Genomic DNA, 19,658 nt, shown 5'->3' with positions numbered 1-19,658 from the left:
GCCGATGAGCAACGATAAGGGGGACGAGATGGGCGTCGTGGTTGTCAGCGGCGGCACGAACGGGATGGGACGTGCGTTGGCCCTGGGGCGGGCCGAGCGCGGCGATCGCGTCCTGGTGCTCGGCCGCAGCCGTGAACGCGGCGAGGCCCTGGCCGGGGGCTCGATCGCTTTCCTTCGCGTCGACCTGTCCAGCATGGCCGAGACGCGGCAGGTCATCGAGCACATCCTTACCGAGTACGAGGTCGTGGACGCGCTGGCGCTGTTCGCCAATGCTGTGGCACCGCGACGCATCGTGACGGCCGAGGGCCTGGAGCGCACGTTCGCGCTCTACTACCTCAGTCGATATCTGCTCAGCTTCGGCCTGCGCCCGGCCCTGGATCGGGCTACCGCGCCGGTGATCGTGAACGTCGCTGGTGTCGGGGTCACCAAAGGCCGGCTGCACTGGGCCGACCTGCAGCTGGCGTCGGGCTACTCGGCCATCGCCGCACAGCTGCAGGCCGGTCGAGCAATCGACCTGCTCGGCGTGGGCTTCGGCCAGCGGTCCGGCAGCCGCGCCCGGTACGTGCTCTACCATCCCGGATTCACCAGGAGCGGCGACCGAAGCCCCCTCCCGCTGGTGGTCCGAGGGCTGCTGGCGGTGGCAGCGGTGGCGGCCCGACCTGTCGCAGACGCAGTGGCGCCCATTCACCAGTTCGTGGATGCGCCGCCGGCCGCGCCGGTGACCGCCATAGACCGGGGGAAGCTACTTCCACCCAGTTTTCCGACCCTCGACCCCCGCGACGCCGAGCGGTTGATGGACCTCACGGAGAAACTTCTGAATGAGGTGTTCCCCTGTCCGTAGGGAGATGGTGACTCCCGCCATCGCGGCTTCAAACGACTGTAGGTCCGTGATCCTCGCGTTCGTGGCGCTCCACCTCGCGCGGCCCGAGCAGCGTCACGCTCAACAGTCCCTGTCGGGGCTGAACCGCAGATCGGAGTCACGTCCAGGATGCGGCGAGGGGTCAGCGGCAGCTTGAACATCGTGGCAGGCTCGGGCCGTGCTGAGTAGCTCGCGCAAGGTTGTGCGCATCACCGCAGCAGTGCTCGTCACGCTGCTGTGCGGTGCCTGCGGAACAGATCGCCGAGACGCCGCAGCCGAGCCTCCGCAGGAGGCGACATCCCCCGCGTCGGCGGCACCACAAAACGGAACCCGAGGCTCGACACCGGGAGGACCCGTTGCGCTGCCATGGGTCGCAGCGCTCGTCGCTCGCAATGACACCTCGATCACCGTGGCCACCAGCATGGACAGGGTGATCTGCGACGGGGAGCCCGAGCTTCTACCGCAAGCGACGATCACCCACCAGGATGGCACCCAGGTGGTCATTTCGGTGACCATGAGCGCCGTACGAGCAGACGAAGAAGAATGCCCCGTCACCGGTGACGCCGCGCAGGCTTTCGTGTCGTTACAAGAACCCCTGGGTGACAGAGTTCTGCGCGACGCCACCACCCCGCAGCCGCATCCGACGTACTACGAACGAGATGTGCCGGACGTCCTTGCAGACAAGCGGTGGGACCCTTCCGGCGGACACCTGACGTCCCGCGACGCACGCTGGTCTCAGCGCTACAGAGGCCCTGGCGGCACAATGCTGGTCATCAACGCGGAGCCGACGACCAGCGCACACCGATCGGCCACTATCGCCACGGTCCCGGTCCGTTCAGGACGGGGCATCATCACCAGCTACGACACAACGGGCTCTTGGACGGTCTGGTGGGAGGTCGGGCAGGTCACTTACTCCCTGTCGCTCGAACCACCAGAGGGCCACGGCTTGACTCTGAAGCAGTTCAAGCAACAGTTCGCCGGCTTTACCTGGAGTTGATCGTGGCACGCCGACAGCCCCGCAGGCGGCGTCCCCGTGAGCGGAGCGTCCCCTACCAGATCGTCGGTCATGTCCCTGCGACGCGGCGATTCCCACCTCGCCGCGTCGCAGGGTGACCGCCCCGGCCGTCGATGTGGCGCTGCCGGTCACCAGCGCCGGGTGGCTCGGGGCGTCAGCACCAGCCGTTGACCGGGTTGGCCGCTCCGGTGTAGTGGTACGCGTCGGGGATCCAGGTGCCGTCGGTGAGCTGGTTCCACAGGGTGGTGGTGCCCCAGCGGCCGCTCTGGGTGGTGCCGTTCGCCGAGCAGGCCACCGCCGCCGTGGCGCCGTCCGCGATCGAGCCGACGACGCTGTACCCGGTGCCCGGCCCGGACCGCCGGCTGACCGACGTGCCGCCGTTGCTGTCGACGATGCCCTCGGTGAAGCCGAGCGCGCCGTAGTTGTAGAGCGTGCCCTTGACGTTCACGCGCTTCGAGCCGTGCAGCGCGTAGCCCTCGTAGGCCGCGCTGCCCTCTCGCGGCACCCACTTGCCGAGGTTGTGGGTGGCAACCGCGACGTACGCGCTGTTCTGCCGCAGCCCCAGGTGCACGTGCCGGCTGCTGGCGCTCCCGCCGCAGGTGATGTCGGTGCCGGTGTTGCCGAGGAAGGTGCCCGCCGAGACGGAGGCACCGTCGACGTTGATGTTGTTCCAGAGGTGGTAGTAGTCCGTGGCGTACCCCCGGTCGTGGACCACCCGGATCCAGCCCTTGCACATCGTGTACGCGGTGCCGGCACGCACGGCCAGCACCCGCTCGTCACCGCCGTAGAGGTCGATGGAACTGAACGGTCGCGGGGAGCCGGACCAGCCGTGCGGGCCGCCCCGGAGGATCCAGGACTGGCCAACGGTGAACGGCAGGCGCATGCCGGTGCGAAAGTCCCCGTTGGCGGCCATCGTCTTCGGAGCGGTGAAGGTGTCCCTCTCCTGCTCGGCGACGACGGAGGCGGGCGCGGCCGCGGTCAGTTCGGCGAAGGTGGCTTCGCCCTCGAAGGCGACCTGCCAGCCGCCGCGCTGCTGCCGGGCGACGAAGAGCCAACCGGACGGGTGGAAATCCTCTCCCTGCGGGGCGACGAGCACGGCGGTGCCGAAGGCCCAGGCCCGGCCGTCCTTGCGGGTGACGGTCACCCGGGTGTCGGCCACGTCGGCGGTCCGGAACGCCTGGTCCGCCGCGACTGCGGCCTCCGCGAGCAGCTTCTGCTGTACGGCGGTGGTGACGTCGTTGGCCGGCGCGGCGTGGGCGCCGCTCGGCACGGTGCTGGTCATGGTGGCAACGAGTAGGACCGCCAGGACGGTACCGAGCCAGGGTCGAGTACTCATCATGTCCTCTCCAGAGGGGGTTGAGAGGCTGACACATATCTGGAGGACGATATACGAGAGATCGATGTACGTATATGAAAACCTGTCTACCTGTTCCACTACGGCCGGCGCATGGTCGCGCTCCTCGTCGACGGACTACGGTCCGGCGAACCCCTGCACTGACTGTTCACCCTCGGTCGGCGACGGGTGGAGCGCCAAGGTGGGCGCAGGCGTCTGCGGTACCTGCCGGTACGCCTTACGGCGACCCGACCGCGGGCCGCCGATCACCACGAGGTGAGCGAGCTAGACCAGCGCCACGGGCAGCGATCGTCCTGCTCAGCGCGACTGCAGAAGACCTGGACACCCCCATAAACGCATACGGCGGCTTGCCTACGCGATACTGGGCGGCACGCTGATCCCGATCGACCGCGTCGCCGAGCAGAAGCCGTGCTCCTCCGGAAAGCACAAACGCCATGGCGTGAAGGTCCAGGTCATCGCCGACGCGGCCGGGCGTCTCGTCTGGGCTTCGGCCGCACTGCCCGAAGCGACGTGAGATCGACTTTGACGGCCAATCCGCGGAGCAGGTGCGGCGACAACTCCGCTCGCCCTCGGACCTCGGTGCCTGAACACTTCCCCGACTGATCGGCAATGACAGGTTGAAGCGCGGACTTTGCCGAGGAGGGCCATGGCTTCGGATGCGGATTTGATAGGCCGGTCGCTGGATGGCGATGTCGACGCCTTCGTGGAGGTGGTCGAGCGTCATGAGGCCGCCGTCGGTTCGTACCTCGTTCGCCGGGCGGGGCGGGAGGCGGCTGAGGACCTGCTGGGCGAGGTTTGGGTCGCGGCGTTCGAGTCGCGGCGACTGTACGACCGGTCGTACAACGATGCGCGGCCGTGGCTGTACGGGGTGGCATTGAATCGCTTGCGGCGCTACTGGCGGTCCCGGCCGGCCGAGGACCTGGTCGCGGACGTGCCGGACGTGGCTACTGGATGGGATCCGTGGTCGGCGGTGGACCTCGGCGTGGACGCGCGGGCGGTGCTCCGGTCGGCCCTGACGCGGCTCAAACCCGAAGAGCGGGAGGTCCTGAGGCTTGTCGCCTGGGAGGACCTGACCGCGGCCGACGCCGCGCGGGCACTCGGCATACCGGCCGGCACCGCGCGGCGGCTGCTGAGCCAGGCCAGGACGGCATTGCGCGACGCGCCGGGGGTGTCCGCGCTTCTGAAGGACCGCAACAGCGCGAAGGAGAGACACCGATGACCGACGAGCTCGATCTGGTCGGTGCGTTGGGCAGCGCAGAACCACTCCGCCCGGAGGCGTATCAGCGGGCGCGGGCGATGCTGCGGGCGGCTATGGCCGACCCCGGAACCGTGCGGCTGCTGGGCGCGATATCAGCGGAGGACACGACTATGGAGGCGACTTCAACCATGGAAACGACGACAACCACGCGGAACGACGAATCCAGCCCGGCGATTCAGCGCCGCCGCCGGGTCGGTATCGCGGGCCGATTGGGCATCGGCGCCGGGGTGGGGGTTGCCGCAGCGGCGGCAGTTGTCGCTGTGGTGCTCAACTCGCCGGCGACCGGGGGCGTGGAGGCCGGCAAGGATTCGTCGGCCGCCACCTCGGGCTCTACCACCGTCGACGGGTCCGCCGAGCGCGCGCCGCTGATGACCCTGGCCGGGTCCATCAAGACGGTCGCCCCGTCGGCGGGCGACGCGTGGCTGGTGAAGGCGACGCAGGTCCACGGCACCAAGACCATGCAGGTCGTCTACACGCTGTACACCGACGGTCACGCGATCTATTCGGGCAACAGCGTGAAGGACATCAAGCGGGCGATCGCCCGTCACCAGGATCAGATGACGGACGGCGGCTACGCTCCGCTCCTCAAGGCAGCCGTCGCCGCGGCGGACAGCAGCCCTGCCGACGGACGGACCCAGATGCTCAAGGCAGCCAAGGATCCGCTGGTGGGCCTCGACCCCGCGGCGCAGAAGGCGGTGTGGGACAAGCAGCAGGCGGCCGCCCAGGTGATTATCAAGCAGAAGGGCGGCAACGCCAAGCCGAAGCCGTACAGCCCCGAGGCCGTTCAGCGGCACTTCGACAACGCCCTGTGGACGTACAGCACCCAAGCGCTGTCCGCCGGCGACGGCAACACGCAGGTCCGGGCCGGTGTGCTGCGTCTGCTGTCCACCGTCTCCGGGGTCAGCGTCAAGAACTCGACCACCCACGGCAAGGCCACGCTGACGATCACCGCCGGCCCCGAGGTGTTCGGCGGCGAGGTCAGCGAGGTGCTGACCATTGACGCCAAGACCGGAATGCTGGTCAAGAACGTCTCCACCGTTCCGGGCCTCCCCCAGGCCTTCACGACGTACGAATCCTCCCGTGTGACGAAGGCCGACCTGTAGGCCGGGAACTCCCACCCGCCAGCATTCCGGCAGACGGGCGTAATGCGCCCGGCGTTCGGTAACGGTGCGGGCCGCCTGGAGGCGGCCCGCACCGTTTTTTGGTTGTTCGCACGGCCGAGGGTTGTGTGCACCTGGCAGAAGGCTGCTCACCATCGGGCTGGTATCACCGTAAACGTCGGCAACGTCGAGCCTCGAACCGAGCGCACCGCCGAGTGACGCCCGGTCAAGCCCTGCGTCGAGCGTCATGTGCCTGCCAACTGCGCCAGGCCACGCCAAGGCATCGGGCGGCGGATAGCCGGACAAGAGCGAGGTGCCTGGGTGCACGCGGCGGTGTAGCGGCGTCGGCTGCTGGTCAAGGGTGGTGTCAACGTGGTGCGGCCGCGGCAGGTGCAGCCGCTCACGTCGAGGGACTGCAGGACATTCGGCGGGTGAGCGGCACCGACGTCCCACCACGATGTCGTCCCGGACCCGCTCGATCGACACCGCCGCGACCGCGTGGACCGGACGGGTCTACACCGTCGCTGCCCGCACGGACCCGGTGGACGTCAACGCGTTGCTCATCCGGGCCCGACGGCTGTGTCGCCTGGGCCTTGCCGACCGGGCAGGCCCTCGACGCCACCACCGTGGCGCGTGCGCTGGGCACCTGGTTCGGCCAACCGGCCTGAGCGCCGTTTTAACAGTCGTCTCAGATTCGCTCGGTACGAAGTCGGCATCAGATAAGCGATGTGACCCGTCTGTAGGAGGCTAGTGATGGCAGTCAACGCAGCGCCGTCCGGGGAAGCGCCGGCCGGTCGGTTGGCAGGCCGGTGGGTGCCGTGGTTGGTGATTGGCCTGTGGGTGGCGCTGGCGGCGGTCATGGTGCCGTTGAGCGGAAAGCTGAGCTCGGTCACTACCGACAGAGCCGTGGACACCCTGCCGGCCGGTGCCGAGTCCACCAAGGTGGCGGTGCTGGAAGACAGTCTCCCCGGCGGTGAGGACAACACGTTCGTGTTCGTGTACCACCGCGCCGGCGGCATGACCGACGCCGACCGCGCGACGGTCGAGCGCCACTACAACACCCTTGCCAAGCGGTACCCGCCGAAGGTGGCGGCCCCGGCCGGCGAGGACGACGAGGGCCCACCGACGAGACTCTCCACCAACGGCAAGGCGATGATGTTCACCCTCGACGTGAGCACGACCTACGGCGCACCGGAGGCCGTCGTCGGGCCGTTGCGTGACGCCGCGATGGACCGCCCCGCCGGCCTGGAACTCGACGTGACCGGCCCGGCTGCGGTCGACGGCGACATGGACGCCGTCTTCGACGGCATCGACCTGCAGGTCTTCCTCACCACCATCGTCGTCGTCACGCTCCTACTCATCCTCACCTACCGCAGCCCGGTGTTGTGGTTCATCCCGCTGGTGGTGGTAAGCGCGGCCGCACTGACCGCGATGGCGACCGTCTACCTGCTCGTCGAAGGCTTCGGCATCGTGGTCAACGACCAGAACTCGGCGCTGCTGACGATCCTGGTATTCGGCGTCGGCACGGACTACGCGCTGTTGCTCATCGCTCGATATCGGGAGGCACTGCACCACCACGAGAACGTCCGGGTTGCGATGGTCCACGCGTTGCGCGGCGCGGCGCCGGCGATCGTCGCGTCCGCGGCCACCGTGGTCGCCGGCCTGCTCTGCCTGCTCGTCGCGGACCTGAACAGCACCAGCGGGTTGGGCCCGATCGGTGCGGCAGGCATTCTGTGCGCGCTGGTGGCCATGCTGACGCTGTTCCCGGCGGTGCTCGTGGTGCTCGGCAGGCGGATCTTCTGGCCGGCCATCCCGCGGTTCAGCACGACCGCCGAGCAGAAGCCGGGGCTGTGGGGACGGCTTGGCACCGCCATCAGCCGCCGCCGGTGGATGGCGACGCTCGGCTCGCTCGGAGTCCTCGGCCTGCTCGCCCTCGGGCTGGCGGGCAATACCGGCGCCCTGCGGGAGCAGGACCAGTTCCTGTCCGCGCCGGAGTCGGTCACCGGCTTCACCGTTCTCCGCCAGCACTTCCCGGAGCTCGGCGGCCAGCCGATGACGATCTTCATCCGGCCGGCGTACCAGGAGCGGGTGCTCGACATCGTCAAGGGCACCCGTGGTGTGGCCATGGCCATCCCGGGTCAGACCACGGGTGGCTGGGCAGACATCTCCGTGTTCCCGACGGACGCGCCGGACACCGTCGCGGAGTACGACACGATCAAGCGGGTGCGCACCGCCGTGCACGCGGTGAGCGGTGCGGAGGCGATCGTCGGCGGGCCGAGTGCGGAGAACCTCGACACCGAGGTGACCACCAGCCGCGACGAGAAGCTGGTGATCCCGCTGGTGCTCGCCGTCGTCCTGATCGTGCTCGGGCTGCTGCTGCGCGCCGTCGTGGCCCCGTTGGTCCTGATGGCCACCGTGGTCGTCTCATTCGCCGCAGCCTTCGGCGGCAGCGTGTTCGTCTTCGACACGATCCTCGGGTTCAAGGGCATCGACTATTCGGTGCCGCTGCTGGCATTCCTGTTCCTGGTGGCGCTCGGCGTCGACTACAACATCTTCCTGGCCAGCCGTGCCCGGGAGGAGGCCGTGCGTCTCGGCACCAGAGAGGGCATGCTCAAGGCCCTCTCCGCCACCGGTGGCGTCATCACCTCGGCAGGCCTGGTCCTGGCGGCCACGTTCGCGGTCCTCGTCTCACTTCCGCTGGTGATGCTGATCGAGGTCGGGTTCCTGGTCGCCTTCGGCGTGCTGCTCGACGCCCTGCTGGTGCGATCGGTCCTGGTGCCCGCCCTCACCCTGCTGATCGGCCGACGGATGTGGTGGCCGAGCCGGCTGTCCCGACCGGTGGAGCCGCCGGACGGGGAACAGTCGCTCGCCGACGACGAGGAGCCCGCGCTGCCACGGTGAGCGCGGCGGCACGGGCGAGATCCGGGACGGAGCCTCAGGCCCCGTCCCGGATCTTTTTCATGACCCGGCGGTGGGCCGCGTGATTCGACCGGGCGGGGCCGCGGCCGGAAGGTCGATCCGAAGCAGCGCGCCACCGCGTGCGGAGCGGGCGACGGTGGCCCGGCCGCCGTGGGCGTCGACGACCCGCTGAACGATCGACAGCCCCAGACCGGATCCTGGCAACGCCCGGGCGCTGTCGGCACGGTAGAAGCGGTCGAACACCCGCGGTACGTCGGCAGCGTCGATGCCCGGCCCGGCGTCGTCGACCTCGAGCACCGCCGACGCGCCCTCGGCACGGAGCCGGACCTGGACCGGCTGGTCCGCGGGAGACCACTTGCCGGCGTTGTCGATGAGGTTGAGCACCGCCCGTTGGAGCGCAGCGGGACGCCCGCTCACCCACACGGAGGTGACGTCGAGCGCGACCTCGATGTCGGGCACGCGGGAACGCGCCCGGGTCGCGGCGGCCACCACCACGTCGGCGAGGTCGAGCAGGTCGGTGCTCTCGTCGGTGACGTCACCGCGCGCCAGGTCCGTCAGTTCGGCGGCGAGGGTGCTCAACTCGGCTACCTGGGCGCCGAGGTCGTTGAGCAGCCGGGTCCGGCTCTCCGCCGGCAGCGCGCTGTCCAGGGTGCCGCGCCGATCGAGCCGGATCAGCAGTTCGACGTTGAGGCGCAGGCTGGTGAGCGGGGTCTTGAGTTCGTGGGCGGCGTCTTCGGCGAGCAGCCGCTGGGACCGCCGGGAGTCCCGGAGCGCGGCGAGCATGTCGTTGATCGACCGGATCAGCCGCCGGATCTCCCCGCCGCCTTCATCCGGGATGTCGGCGTCGAGATCCTGGGTGTGCGCGACGCGTACCGCGGCGGCGGTCAGCCGGTCGATCGGTGCCAGCCCGGCCCGCGCCACGGTCCGCCCGACAAGGGCGCCGCCGACCACGCAGAGCAGCCCGATCAGCAGCATACCGAACCCGAACCGGTTGATCGGGCTGTCGTCGGCGACGCGGGCCACCTGGACCGCGCCGTCGCCCGCCCGCAGCGTGTAGATGAGGTAGCCGTCCTCGTCGATGTCGTTCGACTCCATCAGGTCGGCCGACGCGCCCTGCGCCACGCGCCCGGCGTGCTGGCTGACCGGGGGCAGCGCGGGTTGGCCGGCCGGCGTCCGGGTCGAGCCGTCGGGCAGGATGACCCGCACCAGTCGACCGGATCCGGGGTACGGCGGTAGCTGGACCTGCGCCAGACCGGCGCGCTCCGCGTCCGTCGCCAGGACGTGGGAGTCGGCGCGCAGCTGATCCTCGGCGGTGTCCCGCAGCTCCCAGTCCAGCAGCTCGCTGGCTACCTGGAAGGCCATGAACACGCTGACCGCGATGGCCGTCGCCGCGATCACCGTCAGCCTGGTCCGCAGTGACCGCCGGCGCCACCATCGGGTCAGCCGGCGCGGTTCTCGGTCGGCGGGCCTGCTCACGGAGGGCTTTCCCGCAACGTGTATCCCAGGCCGCGCAGCGTGTAGATCAATCGCGGCTCACCCTCGGCCTCCATCTTGCGGCGCAGGTAGCTCACATACACCTGGAGGTTGTTGGCGGTGGCGCTCATGTCGAAGCCCCAGATCGCCTCGAACAGCGCGTCGCGGGTCAACACCCGGGTCGCGTTACGCACGAGAACCTCCAGGAGGGAGAACTCGGTCCGGGTCAGGCGCAGTGGCCGCCCGCCCCGCCACGCCTCGAACCTGTCGGGATCGAGCCGGACGTCGGCGAACGACAGGACCTGCGACTCCCCGTCGCCCGGCGTGCGCCGGCGCAGCAAGGCCCGCACCCGGGCCAGCAACTCCTCGGTGGCGAACGGCTTGGGCAGGTAGTCGTCGGCGCCCGCGTCCAGCCCTGCGACCCGGTCCGAGACCTGGTCACGAGCGGTCAGCATCAGCACCGGCAGATCCCGACCCGCCGCCCGCAACCGCCGGCAGGTCTCCAGCCCACCGAGGCGGGGCATCATCACGTCGAGGATCAACAGATCCAGCGTGTCACCGCCGGCCCGACCGACCCCGTCGAGTACGGCGAGACCGTTGGCGACGGTACTGGTGTCGTAACCCTCGACCTGGAGAACCCGCTCCAGCGACTCACGGATGGCCGCTTCATCATCCGCGATCATGATCCGCACGCCGACGCGCCCCTTCCAGTCGATGCTTTTGCCGCTCATGGTCCCCGATCAACCTGAGGCCAGGATTAGAAGGTCTGGGCGCACGGTGGACCGCAGCTTCCCATCGCCATGATCAGGTGCGCTGTTGCCGGCATGAGCGAGCGTGCGTCCCGGGGTGATGACCTGAACCTTCGAAGGTCGATGCCTTCGGGTGTGCCGAAGAGGTCGCCACAGAGGATGCGCTGGTCACGGCATCGCGAGTGGGATCGACGTCTCTGCCAACGGGCCCTGCCACTGGTCCGGCAGGGCGGAAGTCGGCGACCGGACATCGGTGTACAGCAGACCGGTCACCATGAGGATCAGCGGCCCGGACGAACCCCGACCCGCCTCCGTCTGCGGTGCGGCTGGAACGCCGAGCAGCCGGGCGGCCCTCTATTGCTGCTCATCGATTCATGGTAGAAATCTTTCGCACTGCCCGTTCCCAGGCAATAATTTCTTCACATGGAGGCGACGTGAGAGTCACTGCCGGGTGGCTGGCGAGTCTCACCGTTGCCGCGGTGATCGTGGCGCCCGCCGAGTCGATTGCTGTGGCCGCGACACCCACACAAGCATCAACCGCAGTGACGCCGCTGGCCACCGGCCCGCAACCCGGCACCTTCACCGGCCGGGGATTCGACACCTGCGCCGCTCCGTCACAGGCCACGATGAACGCGTGGCGGGCCAGTTCGCCCTACGGCGCGGTCGGCATCTACATCAGCGGGGCGAGCCGCTCCTGTTCCCAGCCCAACCTCACCGCAAGCTGGGTGGCCAACCAGACCAGCAACGGATGGCGGCTGATTCCCATCGAACTGGGTTACCAGGCACCGTGCGGCACCCGCACGCCGAAGATGTCCGCCGATCCCACCACCGCCCGGTCGCAAGGCGTCTCCGCGGCCAACAGCGCCGCGAATGCCGCCCAGGCACTGGGCATCGGCACTGCGAGCACCATCTACAACGACATCGAGCAGTACCCGTCGAACGCGTCGTGCCGGGCCGCCGTGTTGTCGTTCCTGTCCGGTTGGACCGAGCAGTTGCACGTACGGGGCTACCTCGCCGGCATGTACTCCAGCGGTTCGTCGGGCATCAAGGACGTCTGCGAGGCATACGACAACCCGAGCTACACGCGACTCGACCAGATCTGGATCGCCTGGTGGAACGGGGTGGCTGACACGGACGCCGGAAGTTACTGCGCCGATGCCTACTACGCGAACCAGCAACGCGTACACCAGTACGCCGGGGAGGTCACCGAGACGTGGGGTGGCGTCACGATGAAGATCGACCGCAACTACCTCGACGTGAGGGTTACGCAGACCCCGCCGCAGCAGTGGACCACGACCATCGACAACAGCGCCTCGGGCGGGTTCACCGCGAGCACTGAATGGGGCACGTCGGCTTACTCCGGCCAACGGTTCGGCACCGACTACCGGTTCACCAGTCCGGTGTCGTCAAGCGACGTCGCCTGGTTCCGGTCGACAATCCCGGCGACCGGAAGCTATGAGATCTCGGTGTGGTACCCGGCCGACGCGGGCTACAACAACCAGACGCCATACCTTGTGGAGACCACCACAGGCAGCAGGTCCGTCTCCGTCAACCAGCGGGTCAACGGCGGTAGGTGGGTCTCGATCGGCGTGTTCACCCTGGCGGCGGGCACGGGCAACAAGGTCGGCGTGAGTCGCTGGACCAGCGGCACCGGCCTCGTGGTCGCCGACGCCGTACGGATCACCCGGGTCTGAACTCGCTCACTGGACAATTGACGCCCGCCGGCTGTCGACATGGACCGCAGCGCCGCACCTGGCAACGCTGCTGGTCGACCTGGACGTCCACCCGCGGGCCGCCATGCAGGTGCTCCGGCGTGCCCGCTCTTCGGTGACGATGGAGATCTACCCGATTCCGGTGTACGGCAGCAGGATGGCCACCTCCCCTGGCGGACCTGCTCGTCCCAGACCTCCTGGTCGTAGTCCGGGTCCGGTGGGATCCACCTGTGGGAGCCGTCGCTGTAGTGGAACTTCTCGTCGCCGGGCCGCAGGATGCTCACCGAAGCCAGCCGAGGAAGCGTCTGTGCAGCGGGGACGGGTAGATGACCGAGGATCGCGACGCCGCCGGAGCGATGACCTTCATCTTCGAGGCCGGTGTCCTCAAACGTGCCGCCCGGACCGGCTGGTGGTCCGCCGGCGTCAAGCACCCCGAGTCCATTGCCGAACACTCGTTCCGGACCGCACTCATCGGGATGATGCTCGCGGCCATGGAAGGTGCCGACCCGGCCAAGGTGTCCATGTTGTGCGTCCTGCACGACACCCAGGAAACCCGGATCACCGACATCCCGCACATCGCCAAGCGTTACCTGACCGCCGTACCCAACACCGCCGTGACCGCCGACCAGGTCGCTGCCTGCCCGCCGGCCGTCGCCGACGCCATCAACTCCGCAGTTGCCGAGTACGAGGGGGGTGAGACCCTCGAAGCCATCGTCGCTCGTGACGCTGACAAGCTGGAATGCCTCGTCCAGGCCGTCGAGTATCGCCACCAGGGCGTCGACGACGTGCAGCGCTGGATCGACAGTTCACGAGCGGCGCTCAAGACAGCGAGTGCCCATCGCCTCGCCGACGCCGCTCTCAGCGGACAACCCCTCGCCTGGCTCACCCCTCCACCGCTGCCGGAGTAAGTCAAAGGAACATCCCTAGATCTACCGTCGAGGGGCTCATGGCCCCGCCGGCCTTGACCCCTCGCTTGCAAGTTCTGGGTGCTCCGTCCGGAAGGGTCCGTCCGCGTCTCCGACCTCGGACGGCTGTCCGCGCCCGGCTGCCGTAGGCTGCCCTCGTCCCGCCCCGTTGCTGTCGACAGCAACGAGACCACCACCGCTTAGCGCTGGTCGGCCGTCGGTGCTTGCTGCCCGTTGAACTCCCGAAGGAGCCGGCAGAGGTTCGAATTGGCCCGCTTGTGGTCGTCATTCCTGACAACGCGGTCTCCGGTGGCACCGTCGCCGAAGGTCTCCATCAAACGACGGGCCGCCAAGGGTGTTGCCGCTACCACCTACCGTCACACTGTGGCAGCTTGGATTGGTCTATTGGGCGCTCTCGCCGGCGCCGCGATGGCGTTGTTGGGCCAGTACCTACTCCGCCGTTCGGACACCAGGGAACGGGCCAGAGCGGCGCTTCTCGATCATTGTGCCGCGGTGGTGGCGCTCTCCGAAGACTATCGAAACCGCGTATGGGAAGAACGCCACCTTGATGCCGTCGGCGCGGTTGCAGCTTGGGATCTCCACCAGTATCGCCTAGCTGAAGCCCGTCTGCGGATCCTCTGCCCCGATCGACGCCTTGCCGCCGCTGTCGATACGTTGGATGCTGCTGGAAAGCAGCTGGGCAGGGCGTGGCGGTTGCCAGGTCGGAAGGACGATCTTGTCGATGCGGCCTGGAGAGCACACCGCGAATCGGTGGACCGCTTCATCCAAGCCGCCGGGAAGGCCGTCGGCCGATGATCGCCATGATCAACAGTTTGAACGGTCCCAGGCAAGCGTCGTCTGGATTCCTCCAAGCGGCCGATCGACGGCGTTCTGACCCCCTTCGTCAAGGTCGTCACCGGCTCCGGCAAGGTGCGCCGGGTGCCGCCGGTACGGGTGTCGCACGGCAAGGTCGCGGAGATGCAGAGAAGGCCGGCCCAGTACCTTGATTGGCGCCAGCGCTGGCTCCCGCAGCCGCATCGATCGATCGGGAAGCACGCCCACGATCGCCGCGCCTTGTCGGGCTTGCTTAAGGCCTCTGTCGCGTCCTGTGGACGACATGGCAGTGATCCACAGCCACCCTCACCCTGGCCTGTCGGGGCTCATCTCTACACTGCGCGCGCATGAGTTCCACGTACTCGCAAAAGTTTATCGATCCGTTCCGCGCCAAGGCGGCCGAGCAGAGCATTCCGCCCGCCGATGTCGAACGATGGATTAGCGACCTCCGCCCGTTTGCGACGCTCCTCCCTTGCGGAGACGGGCCGGTGGCGGGCCGGTGGGGTGGCAACCCGTGGCTTCCGGCCGACGTGCCCCACCCACCGTTCACTCTTGTCGCCTCGATCGATTGCGCGGCCCTGCCTGCCGAGGCGACAGACCTGCCCCTGCCCTCCGACGGTCAGCTGCTGCTGTTCTCCAACGACGACGGCGACGGGTGTTGCGATTTTGGAGGCACGGTGCTGTATGTCCCCGCCGGAGCAGCCGTCGCCGAGCGGCCCTGGAGCGATGAAGACGAAGACGAGAACGAAGACAATGAAGACGGAGATGGCCCGTGGCCCGTGGAGAGTCTGCGTCTGACGATCGTCCCCTATCACCCTCTCCACCCTGCCGACGACAGCAACATCCCCGAGCATCCGCGCGGCAAGGACCTGGCCAGGGCGTGGGAAGAATCGCAGGAATACCCGCTCGGCGAAAGGGGGGTGCAGTTGGGCGGCTGTCCCATCGAGCTCAACAACGGTCCCATTGACGCAGCCTTGGGGGCCGCCGATCCGACGGCTTCGATCGGCGGCGCACGGCCGCCGGTCCCCGGCACGGAACCACCGAAGGACGAGGACTGGGTTCTGCTGGCCTCGGCGGATGGCACCGACATGGTCAACGGCGGGGAGCAGAACCTCATCAGCTGGGTGATTCCGCGCCAGGATCTGGCCAAACTGCGCTTCGACCGAGTCTACGTCCACCTGGACGGAGCGTGATCCGATGCGGCAGGCGGCGCACGTCACGCTGACGCTCGCCGAAATCTGAACGACGATTGAGACGAAACGGACCACCTTCGGCCTGCTGCGCCCGCGATCGCCTCGACGGTGACCGGACCCGCTGGGCGGATCTTCGTCAAGGCGGCCGCCGGCGACTTGAGCGTCGCTGCGCTTCGAACTGGCGACAACCCGGGCCATCGGCCGGCACCCGCCGGCAGTCCTGTGGCATTTCGAGTCCGATGGCTGGCTGGTGGTGGGGACCGAGCATCTTGCCGGTCCCCACCCCGACCTGTCGCCCGGCGAGATGTGGTTCACCCCCGCAGCCCGGCTCGGGTTCGCACACCCCGCGATGGACGGCGAGACACTTATCCACTCCGACCTCGACCCGGCCAACTTGATCGTGACGCCACTCGGCCTACGGATCGTCGATTGGGCGTGGCAACCAAAGCCGCCGCATGGGGCGAACTCGCGTTGCTCGTCCAGTGGCTGATCGGCAGCGGACACAGCGCCGAACAGGCGGAAGAATGGTTAGCGCAGCTTCCCGCATGGACTGCGACTGACCGTAAGGTCCTGGACCACTTCGCGTCACGGAACGCAACGAAGTGGGCGGCCAAGTCCCGGCAGAGCACCGAGACCTGGGTACACGACCTCGCAATGTGGACCGCCGAATGAGCCAACCACCGGACCGTCGGCCACCAGTCAACCCATGAGCCATAACCGGGGACACCCATCGCCACGCGGCACCGGCAGCGGTCGCCCCGACTCCTCAACTAGCCAGCAGGCCCGCTCGGGACCGCAAATCAGGTCTCACAGCGGCCGGCTCATGGCGGTCCGAACCCAGAGCCAACCGCGCTGCTCCCAATGTAAGCGGCACATACAGCGAAGCCCGTTACCGGCTATTCCGGCAACGGGCTTCTGACCTGCAAGAACTGAGAGTGGGCGATGCTGGTATCGAACCAGCGACCTCTTCGGTGTGAAACAGGACGCCGGGCCCGCTCTGACCTGCCTGAACGTGTAGTCACAGGTAGGGGTGGGTGCATTTGAGCGCCGTTCAACGCCGTTGGATGCAGTTCAAGGCCGTTCAGGGTGCCCCGCTGCTCCCAGTCCGCTCCACCTATCCGGGCCTGGCACCGCTCCCTTGCAAGTCACAGGCAGCACCAGCAGTACAGATCCTCGCCCGCGTCCCGCGCGCGCTTAAGCAAGGGCGGCAGCATCTGCCTGCGGACGGTGACAGCAGAAGCCGCGTAACGGGCGTACCGTCGGAGCATCTTCCGGCCTGGTCACACACGGTCGAAATGGTAGACAGAACGGCGGCGCGAAGGGGTAACCTGATGGCCAGTGGAGACGAGGATTCGGACTCGCGTCGAGACAGCAGTGGGTTCCTGCGCTGCGTGGAGCTGACCGATGACGACGCGGACCGGTCCGCCTATCCGTTTACGCTGCCCGTCGTCGCCGGCCTACGGGCGGCCGGCCAAGTGGAGCTGGATCCGGCGGTGACGTTCCTGGCCGGAGGCAACGGCACCGGCAAGTCAACTCTGATCGAGGCGATCGCGGTAGCGGCGGGGTTCAACCCCGAGGGCGGATCCGCCAACTTTCGGTTCAGCACGCGGGCCACCGAGTCGTCTCTTGGTGAACACCTACGACTGGTACGCGGCACCAGGAAGCCGCGCACCGGGTTCTTCCTGCGGGCCGAGTCGTTCTACAACGTGGCCACCGAGGTCGACCGCCTTGGTGTCGTGGACGGCTACGGTGGCACCAGCCTGCACGAACGATCCCACGGCGAGTCGTTCCTCGACCTGGCCACCTACCGGTTCAAGCCTCAGGGCCTGTATCTGCTCGACGAACCGGAAGCCGCCCTGTCCGTGCATGGCTGCCTGGCGTTGCTTGCTCGCATTCGCGACCTCACTCAGGCTGGTGCACAGTTCGTCATCGCCACCCACTCCCCCATCCTGCTGGCCGTCCCGCACGCCAGAATCCTGCAGATCGAACCCGAGGGCGTTATCCGTCACGTCGACTACGACGATGCTCAGCCGGTAGTACTGACCCGCTCGTTTCTGTCCAACCCGCAGCGTTACCTGCACCACCTGTTCCGCGATGGCAACTGAACCCGGGCGAGACAAAGAGCCTGGTGGGTTGGTCGGCCTCCGGTCGCCCGGTCCCGTGTCCGCGCCTTCCGGGATGGCCATGAACTGGGATTATGGTCGAGTAATGGCGATCGATGCCCTCTTTCGTGGTCGCTCGCGGGCGATGGCCAGGCGTCCGGTCGCGAGCTCGCCGAAGTCGCTGTCACGCCGTCTGCCCGGTCGAGTGAGCCGAGCAACGCAGTGTCAGCTGGGATCAGGGCCGAGGCGTCGCATCAGCACCGCGTACCCGCGCCCCGAGCCGACGAAGCCGAGCTTGCGGTAGAGCGCGAGAGCCGCCGGATTGGTGTCACTCACCCGGAGGCGAACCTGGTGAAAGCCTGCGGAACGAGCCCTGCGGAGGGCGTGTGTGATCATGGCGGTGGCGAGGCCACGGCGGCGCCAGGAAACTCGGCTGCCCAGACAGTGCAGCACTGCGGTGGGTTTCTCCGTGTCGTCGTCGGCGAGCGCAAACAGGAAGCCGGCCACCGGGTTCTCGGCCCCGTCCGCCTCCACGAGCACCAGGCAGGACAGGTCGGGCAGGAATCGGGGGTGCGCGATGGCGTGCGCTGGCCAGGTGCGCGGGTCTGGTCGGATCGCGGACGGGCTGTCGGCGTAGGCCTCGTTGTGGGCCAGCCGCGCCAGCTCCTCGTAGCGCTCGTCGACCGGGCTCGACACCAGGCCAGGCGGCAGCACTTCTGTGGGCAGCGACTCCGGCAGCGCCAGGACCAGGTCCCGCTCGTGCCGGACCAACTCGAAGCCGTGCCGGGCCAGCAGCTCGCGTCCGACGCGATCGTTCTCGGCGCACCGGGTGCCGAGGACGGCCGCCTGCGCGGATCCGCGGGCCTGCCGCACCTGCTGGGCCTGTCCGAGGAGCCAGTGGTACAACTCCGCACGGACGTCGCTCGCGGTGTCGGGACGGACCACGTTGGCCAGCCGGATCCGGAGGACATGATCGACCTCGCCCATCTCCGCGACCTCCCCGTACGCGGCGACGTCCCCGTCCTCATCGCGGCCGACCCGGGTACCCGACCCGAGTTCCGGCCCGAGAGCCGCCAGCCGCGTCGTGACGTCATCGGCGTGCTGCTCGAGGCCGACGGGCGCAACCGCCTCGACTCGTCGGAACAGGGCTGCCAGCGACACCGCATCGGCCAGCGTGGCGGGTTTCCAAGGCGGGATCTTCATCGACGGTCATCTTATCGGGCCAACGCCTCGCGTGGGGGGCCGGTCGCGCAGCGTCGGGTTGGCAGGGCGCGGCTGGACACAGATCAGGCATGTCCACAGTCAAGAGAGGAACGGCTGGATGGTCCGGTCGCCGGCTTCCAGTCCCTGGCGGCTCAGCATCTCCCTGGTCAAAGCGCCCCGACGGGTGGTGTTCAGTCGAGCAGTCGGTTGTATTCGTGGAAGCCGACGACCTTGCCGTTCCGGACCCTAACGTGAATGCGGTGCCGGGCGCGTATGGCTCATTGAAGAAGACACCCCGAGCCCAGTCCTCGAAGACGACGCGATCCTCGGCGACGGTCTTGGCGATCACCTCGACCATGTCGAGCCGGCTAGCACCAGGTGCGAACACGCTGAAGAACCCGACCAGTTTCTCGCGCCCCTGGGCCCCGGTGAAGTGGCCGGTCTGCGGGGCCGCGAGGATCACGTCCACCTCATCGTCAAACAGGTCGAAGAAGTACTCCACGAACGGCACCTGGGCCGAAACCAACGCGCTAGCCGTCAACCATCCGGTCGGTGAACTGCTCGTGGACGCAGGTCGGCTACCCGCCTCGCTGCGTTCGGATCGCCGCGCTCAGGGATGTCTGGTGACGGGCAGCGGGCCAGTGCTGCGGACGATGTCGCGGTAGACGGCGAGGGCGGGCTTGGGTCGGTAGGTGTCGGTGACGATGCCCAGTGTCCCGAAGGGTTCCGTGGAGCTGCTGTCGGCGTCCCTGAGGCTGAACAGTTCGTAGTGGGTGATGTTCATCCACTCTTGTTCGGTGAGGATGACGCCGAGCATGTCCGACAGTGAGTCGCACTGTGCCTGCTCGGTGCGCGGTGACCCGCTCGGGGTGCCGTTCTCCACGATGGGGACTGTAAGACGAACGGTGTAACTCCTGATCAAGGAGCAGCACCTGATGTCCGAAGGATCGATGGCCGCCGTGGATACTGCCGCGGTGGCGAA

At 68.1% G+C, this 19,658-nt stretch carries 16 protein-coding genes and 1 pseudogene; 12 read left to right on the top strand and 5 right to left on the bottom strand.

What is annotated here, in order from left to right; translation table 11 throughout:
* Positions 1-4 precede the first annotated feature (4 nt).
* Together ACZ6N8_RS29455 and ACZ6N8_RS29450 are read left to right on the top strand one after the other, a co-directional pair.
* Positions 5-841, top strand: coding sequence for an SDR family NAD(P)-dependent oxidoreductase (locus ACZ6N8_RS29455; RefSeq protein ID WP_466014110.1), 837 nt, complete (start codon positions 5-7; stop codon positions 839-841).
* 196 nt (positions 842-1,037) lie between these two features.
* Positions 1,038-1,856: a hypothetical protein gene (locus tag ACZ6N8_RS29450; RefSeq protein ID WP_466014108.1), complete on the top strand. Its 819-nt coding sequence runs from the start codon at positions 1,038-1,040 to the stop codon at positions 1,854-1,856.
* 172 nt (positions 1,857-2,028) lie between these two features.
* Here ACZ6N8_RS29450 and ACZ6N8_RS29445 read toward each other — a convergent pair whose 3' ends face one another.
* The gene (locus ACZ6N8_RS29445; protein WP_466014106.1) at positions 2,029-3,210 is read right to left on the bottom strand and encodes a M23 family metallopeptidase; all 1,182 of its coding nucleotides are present in this window, start codon (positions 3,208-3,210) and stop codon (positions 2,029-2,031) included.
* A gap of 302 nt (positions 3,211-3,512) precedes the next feature.
* On the opposite strand from ACZ6N8_RS29445, the pseudogene ACZ6N8_RS29440 reads away from it, so the two are divergent.
* From ACZ6N8_RS29440 to ACZ6N8_RS29425, 4 genes and pseudogenes are all read left to right on the top strand, one after another.
* A pseudogene (locus ACZ6N8_RS29440) lies at positions 3,513-3,730 on the top strand (IS5/IS1182 family transposase); the annotation flags it as partial.
* Between the two features lie 144 nt (positions 3,731-3,874).
* Complete coding sequence (locus ACZ6N8_RS29435; protein WP_466014104.1) at positions 3,875-4,447, top strand: RNA polymerase sigma factor; 573 nt, start codon at positions 3,875-3,877, stop codon at positions 4,445-4,447.
* Entirely contained in the window at positions 4,444-5,589 is a 1,146-nt protein-coding gene (locus tag ACZ6N8_RS29430; protein ID WP_466014102.1) for a hypothetical protein, read from the top strand. The genes ACZ6N8_RS29435 and ACZ6N8_RS29430 overlap by 4 nt, the downstream gene beginning before the upstream one ends.
* A 903-nt stretch (positions 5,590-6,492) precedes the next feature.
* Positions 6,493-8,487 (top strand): MMPL family transporter, encoded by a 1,995-nt coding sequence (locus ACZ6N8_RS29425; RefSeq protein WP_466014100.1) that lies wholly within the window; start codon positions 6,493-6,495, stop codon positions 8,485-8,487.
* A 57-nt stretch (positions 8,488-8,544) separates the two neighbouring features.
* On the opposite strand, the gene ACZ6N8_RS29420 is transcribed toward ACZ6N8_RS29425, so the two are convergent.
* On the bottom strand, positions 8,545-9,903 hold the full coding sequence (locus ACZ6N8_RS29420; RefSeq protein ID WP_466014098.1) for a HAMP domain-containing sensor histidine kinase: 1,359 nt from the start codon (positions 9,901-9,903) through the stop codon (positions 8,545-8,547).
* A gap of 74 nt (positions 9,904-9,977) precedes the next feature.
* Positions 9,978-10,709 (bottom strand): response regulator transcription factor, encoded by a 732-nt coding sequence (locus ACZ6N8_RS29415; protein ID WP_466014096.1) that lies wholly within the window; start codon positions 10,707-10,709, stop codon positions 9,978-9,980.
* A gap of 452 nt (positions 10,710-11,161) precedes the next feature.
* Between ACZ6N8_RS29415 and ACZ6N8_RS29410 the strand changes: the two genes are divergently transcribed.
* The 6 genes from ACZ6N8_RS29410 to ACZ6N8_RS29385 all read left to right on the top strand — a co-directional run bounded on the left by ACZ6N8_RS29410 (position 11,162) and on the right by ACZ6N8_RS29385 (position 17,476).
* Positions 11,162-12,421: a glycoside hydrolase domain-containing protein gene (locus ACZ6N8_RS29410; RefSeq protein ID WP_466014094.1), complete on the top strand. Its 1,260-nt coding sequence runs from the start codon at positions 11,162-11,164 to the stop codon at positions 12,419-12,421.
* 344 nt (positions 12,422-12,765) lie between these two features.
* Complete coding sequence (locus ACZ6N8_RS29405) at positions 12,766-13,347, top strand: HD domain-containing protein (protein ID WP_466014092.1); 582 nt, start codon at positions 12,766-12,768, stop codon at positions 13,345-13,347.
* 381 nt (positions 13,348-13,728) lie between these two features.
* Positions 13,729-14,160, top strand: a complete 432-nt coding sequence (locus ACZ6N8_RS29400; RefSeq protein WP_466014090.1) for a hypothetical protein — start codon at positions 13,729-13,731, stop codon at positions 14,158-14,160.
* Positions 14,161-14,525: 365 nt separating this feature from the next.
* Positions 14,526-15,371, top strand: a complete 846-nt coding sequence (locus ACZ6N8_RS29395; RefSeq protein ID WP_466014089.1) for a DUF1963 domain-containing protein — start codon at positions 14,526-14,528, stop codon at positions 15,369-15,371.
* Positions 15,372-15,806: 435 nt separating this feature from the next.
* Complete coding sequence (locus ACZ6N8_RS29390; protein ID WP_466014087.1) at positions 15,807-16,043, top strand: hypothetical protein; 237 nt, start codon at positions 15,807-15,809, stop codon at positions 16,041-16,043.
* A gap of 659 nt (positions 16,044-16,702) precedes the next feature.
* Positions 16,703-17,476 (top strand): AAA family ATPase, encoded by a 774-nt coding sequence (locus ACZ6N8_RS29385; RefSeq protein ID WP_466014085.1) that lies wholly within the window; start codon positions 16,703-16,705, stop codon positions 17,474-17,476.
* A gap of 222 nt (positions 17,477-17,698) precedes the next feature.
* Here the strand turns inward: ACZ6N8_RS29385 and ACZ6N8_RS29380 are convergent, their stop codons facing one another.
* The gene (locus ACZ6N8_RS29380) at positions 17,699-18,676 is read right to left on the bottom strand and encodes a GNAT family N-acetyltransferase (protein ID WP_466014083.1); all 978 of its coding nucleotides are present in this window, start codon (positions 18,674-18,676) and stop codon (positions 17,699-17,701) included.
* Positions 18,677-19,286: 610 nt separating this feature from the next.
* Positions 19,287-19,559: a hypothetical protein gene (locus ACZ6N8_RS29375; protein ID WP_466014081.1), complete on the bottom strand. Its 273-nt coding sequence runs from the start codon at positions 19,557-19,559 to the stop codon at positions 19,287-19,289.
* Positions 19,560-19,658 lie beyond the last annotated feature (99 nt).

The sequence above is a fragment of the Micromonospora sp. NPDC047521 genome, assembly GCF_055587305.1.
Note: the sequence above shows the minus strand (reverse complement) of the source record. Positions and strands in the feature narration are given on the sequence as shown.

What these genes read in the sequence shown, in the direction of transcription:
- ACZ6N8_RS29455 (WP_466014110.1), top strand. Translation starts at nt 5, where the DNA reads ATGAGCAACGATAAGGGGGACGAGATGGGCGTCGTGGTTGTCAGCGGC.
- ACZ6N8_RS29445 (WP_466014106.1), bottom strand. Translation starts at nt 3,210, where the DNA reads ATGAGTACTCGACCCTGGCTCGGTACCGTCCTGGCGGTCCTACTCGTT.
- ACZ6N8_RS29435 (WP_466014104.1), top strand. Translation starts at nt 3,875, where the DNA reads ATGGCTTCGGATGCGGATTTGATAGGCCGGTCGCTGGATGGCGATGTC.
- ACZ6N8_RS29430 (WP_466014102.1), top strand. Translation starts at nt 4,444, where the DNA reads ATGACCGACGAGCTCGATCTGGTCGGTGCGTTGGGCAGCGCAGAACCA.
- ACZ6N8_RS29415 (WP_466014096.1), bottom strand. Translation starts at nt 10,709, where the DNA reads ATGAGCGGCAAAAGCATCGACTGGAAGGGGCGCGTCGGCGTGCGGATC.
- ACZ6N8_RS29405 (WP_466014092.1), top strand. Translation starts at nt 12,766, where the DNA reads ATGACCGAGGATCGCGACGCCGCCGGAGCGATGACCTTCATCTTCGAG.
- ACZ6N8_RS29395 (WP_466014089.1), top strand. Translation starts at nt 14,526, where the DNA reads ATGAGTTCCACGTACTCGCAAAAGTTTATCGATCCGTTCCGCGCCAAG.
- ACZ6N8_RS29385 (WP_466014085.1), top strand. Translation starts at nt 16,703, where the DNA reads ATGGCCAGTGGAGACGAGGATTCGGACTCGCGTCGAGACAGCAGTGGG.
- ACZ6N8_RS29380 (WP_466014083.1), bottom strand. Translation starts at nt 18,676, where the DNA reads ATGAAGATCCCGCCTTGGAAACCCGCCACGCTGGCCGATGCGGTGTCG.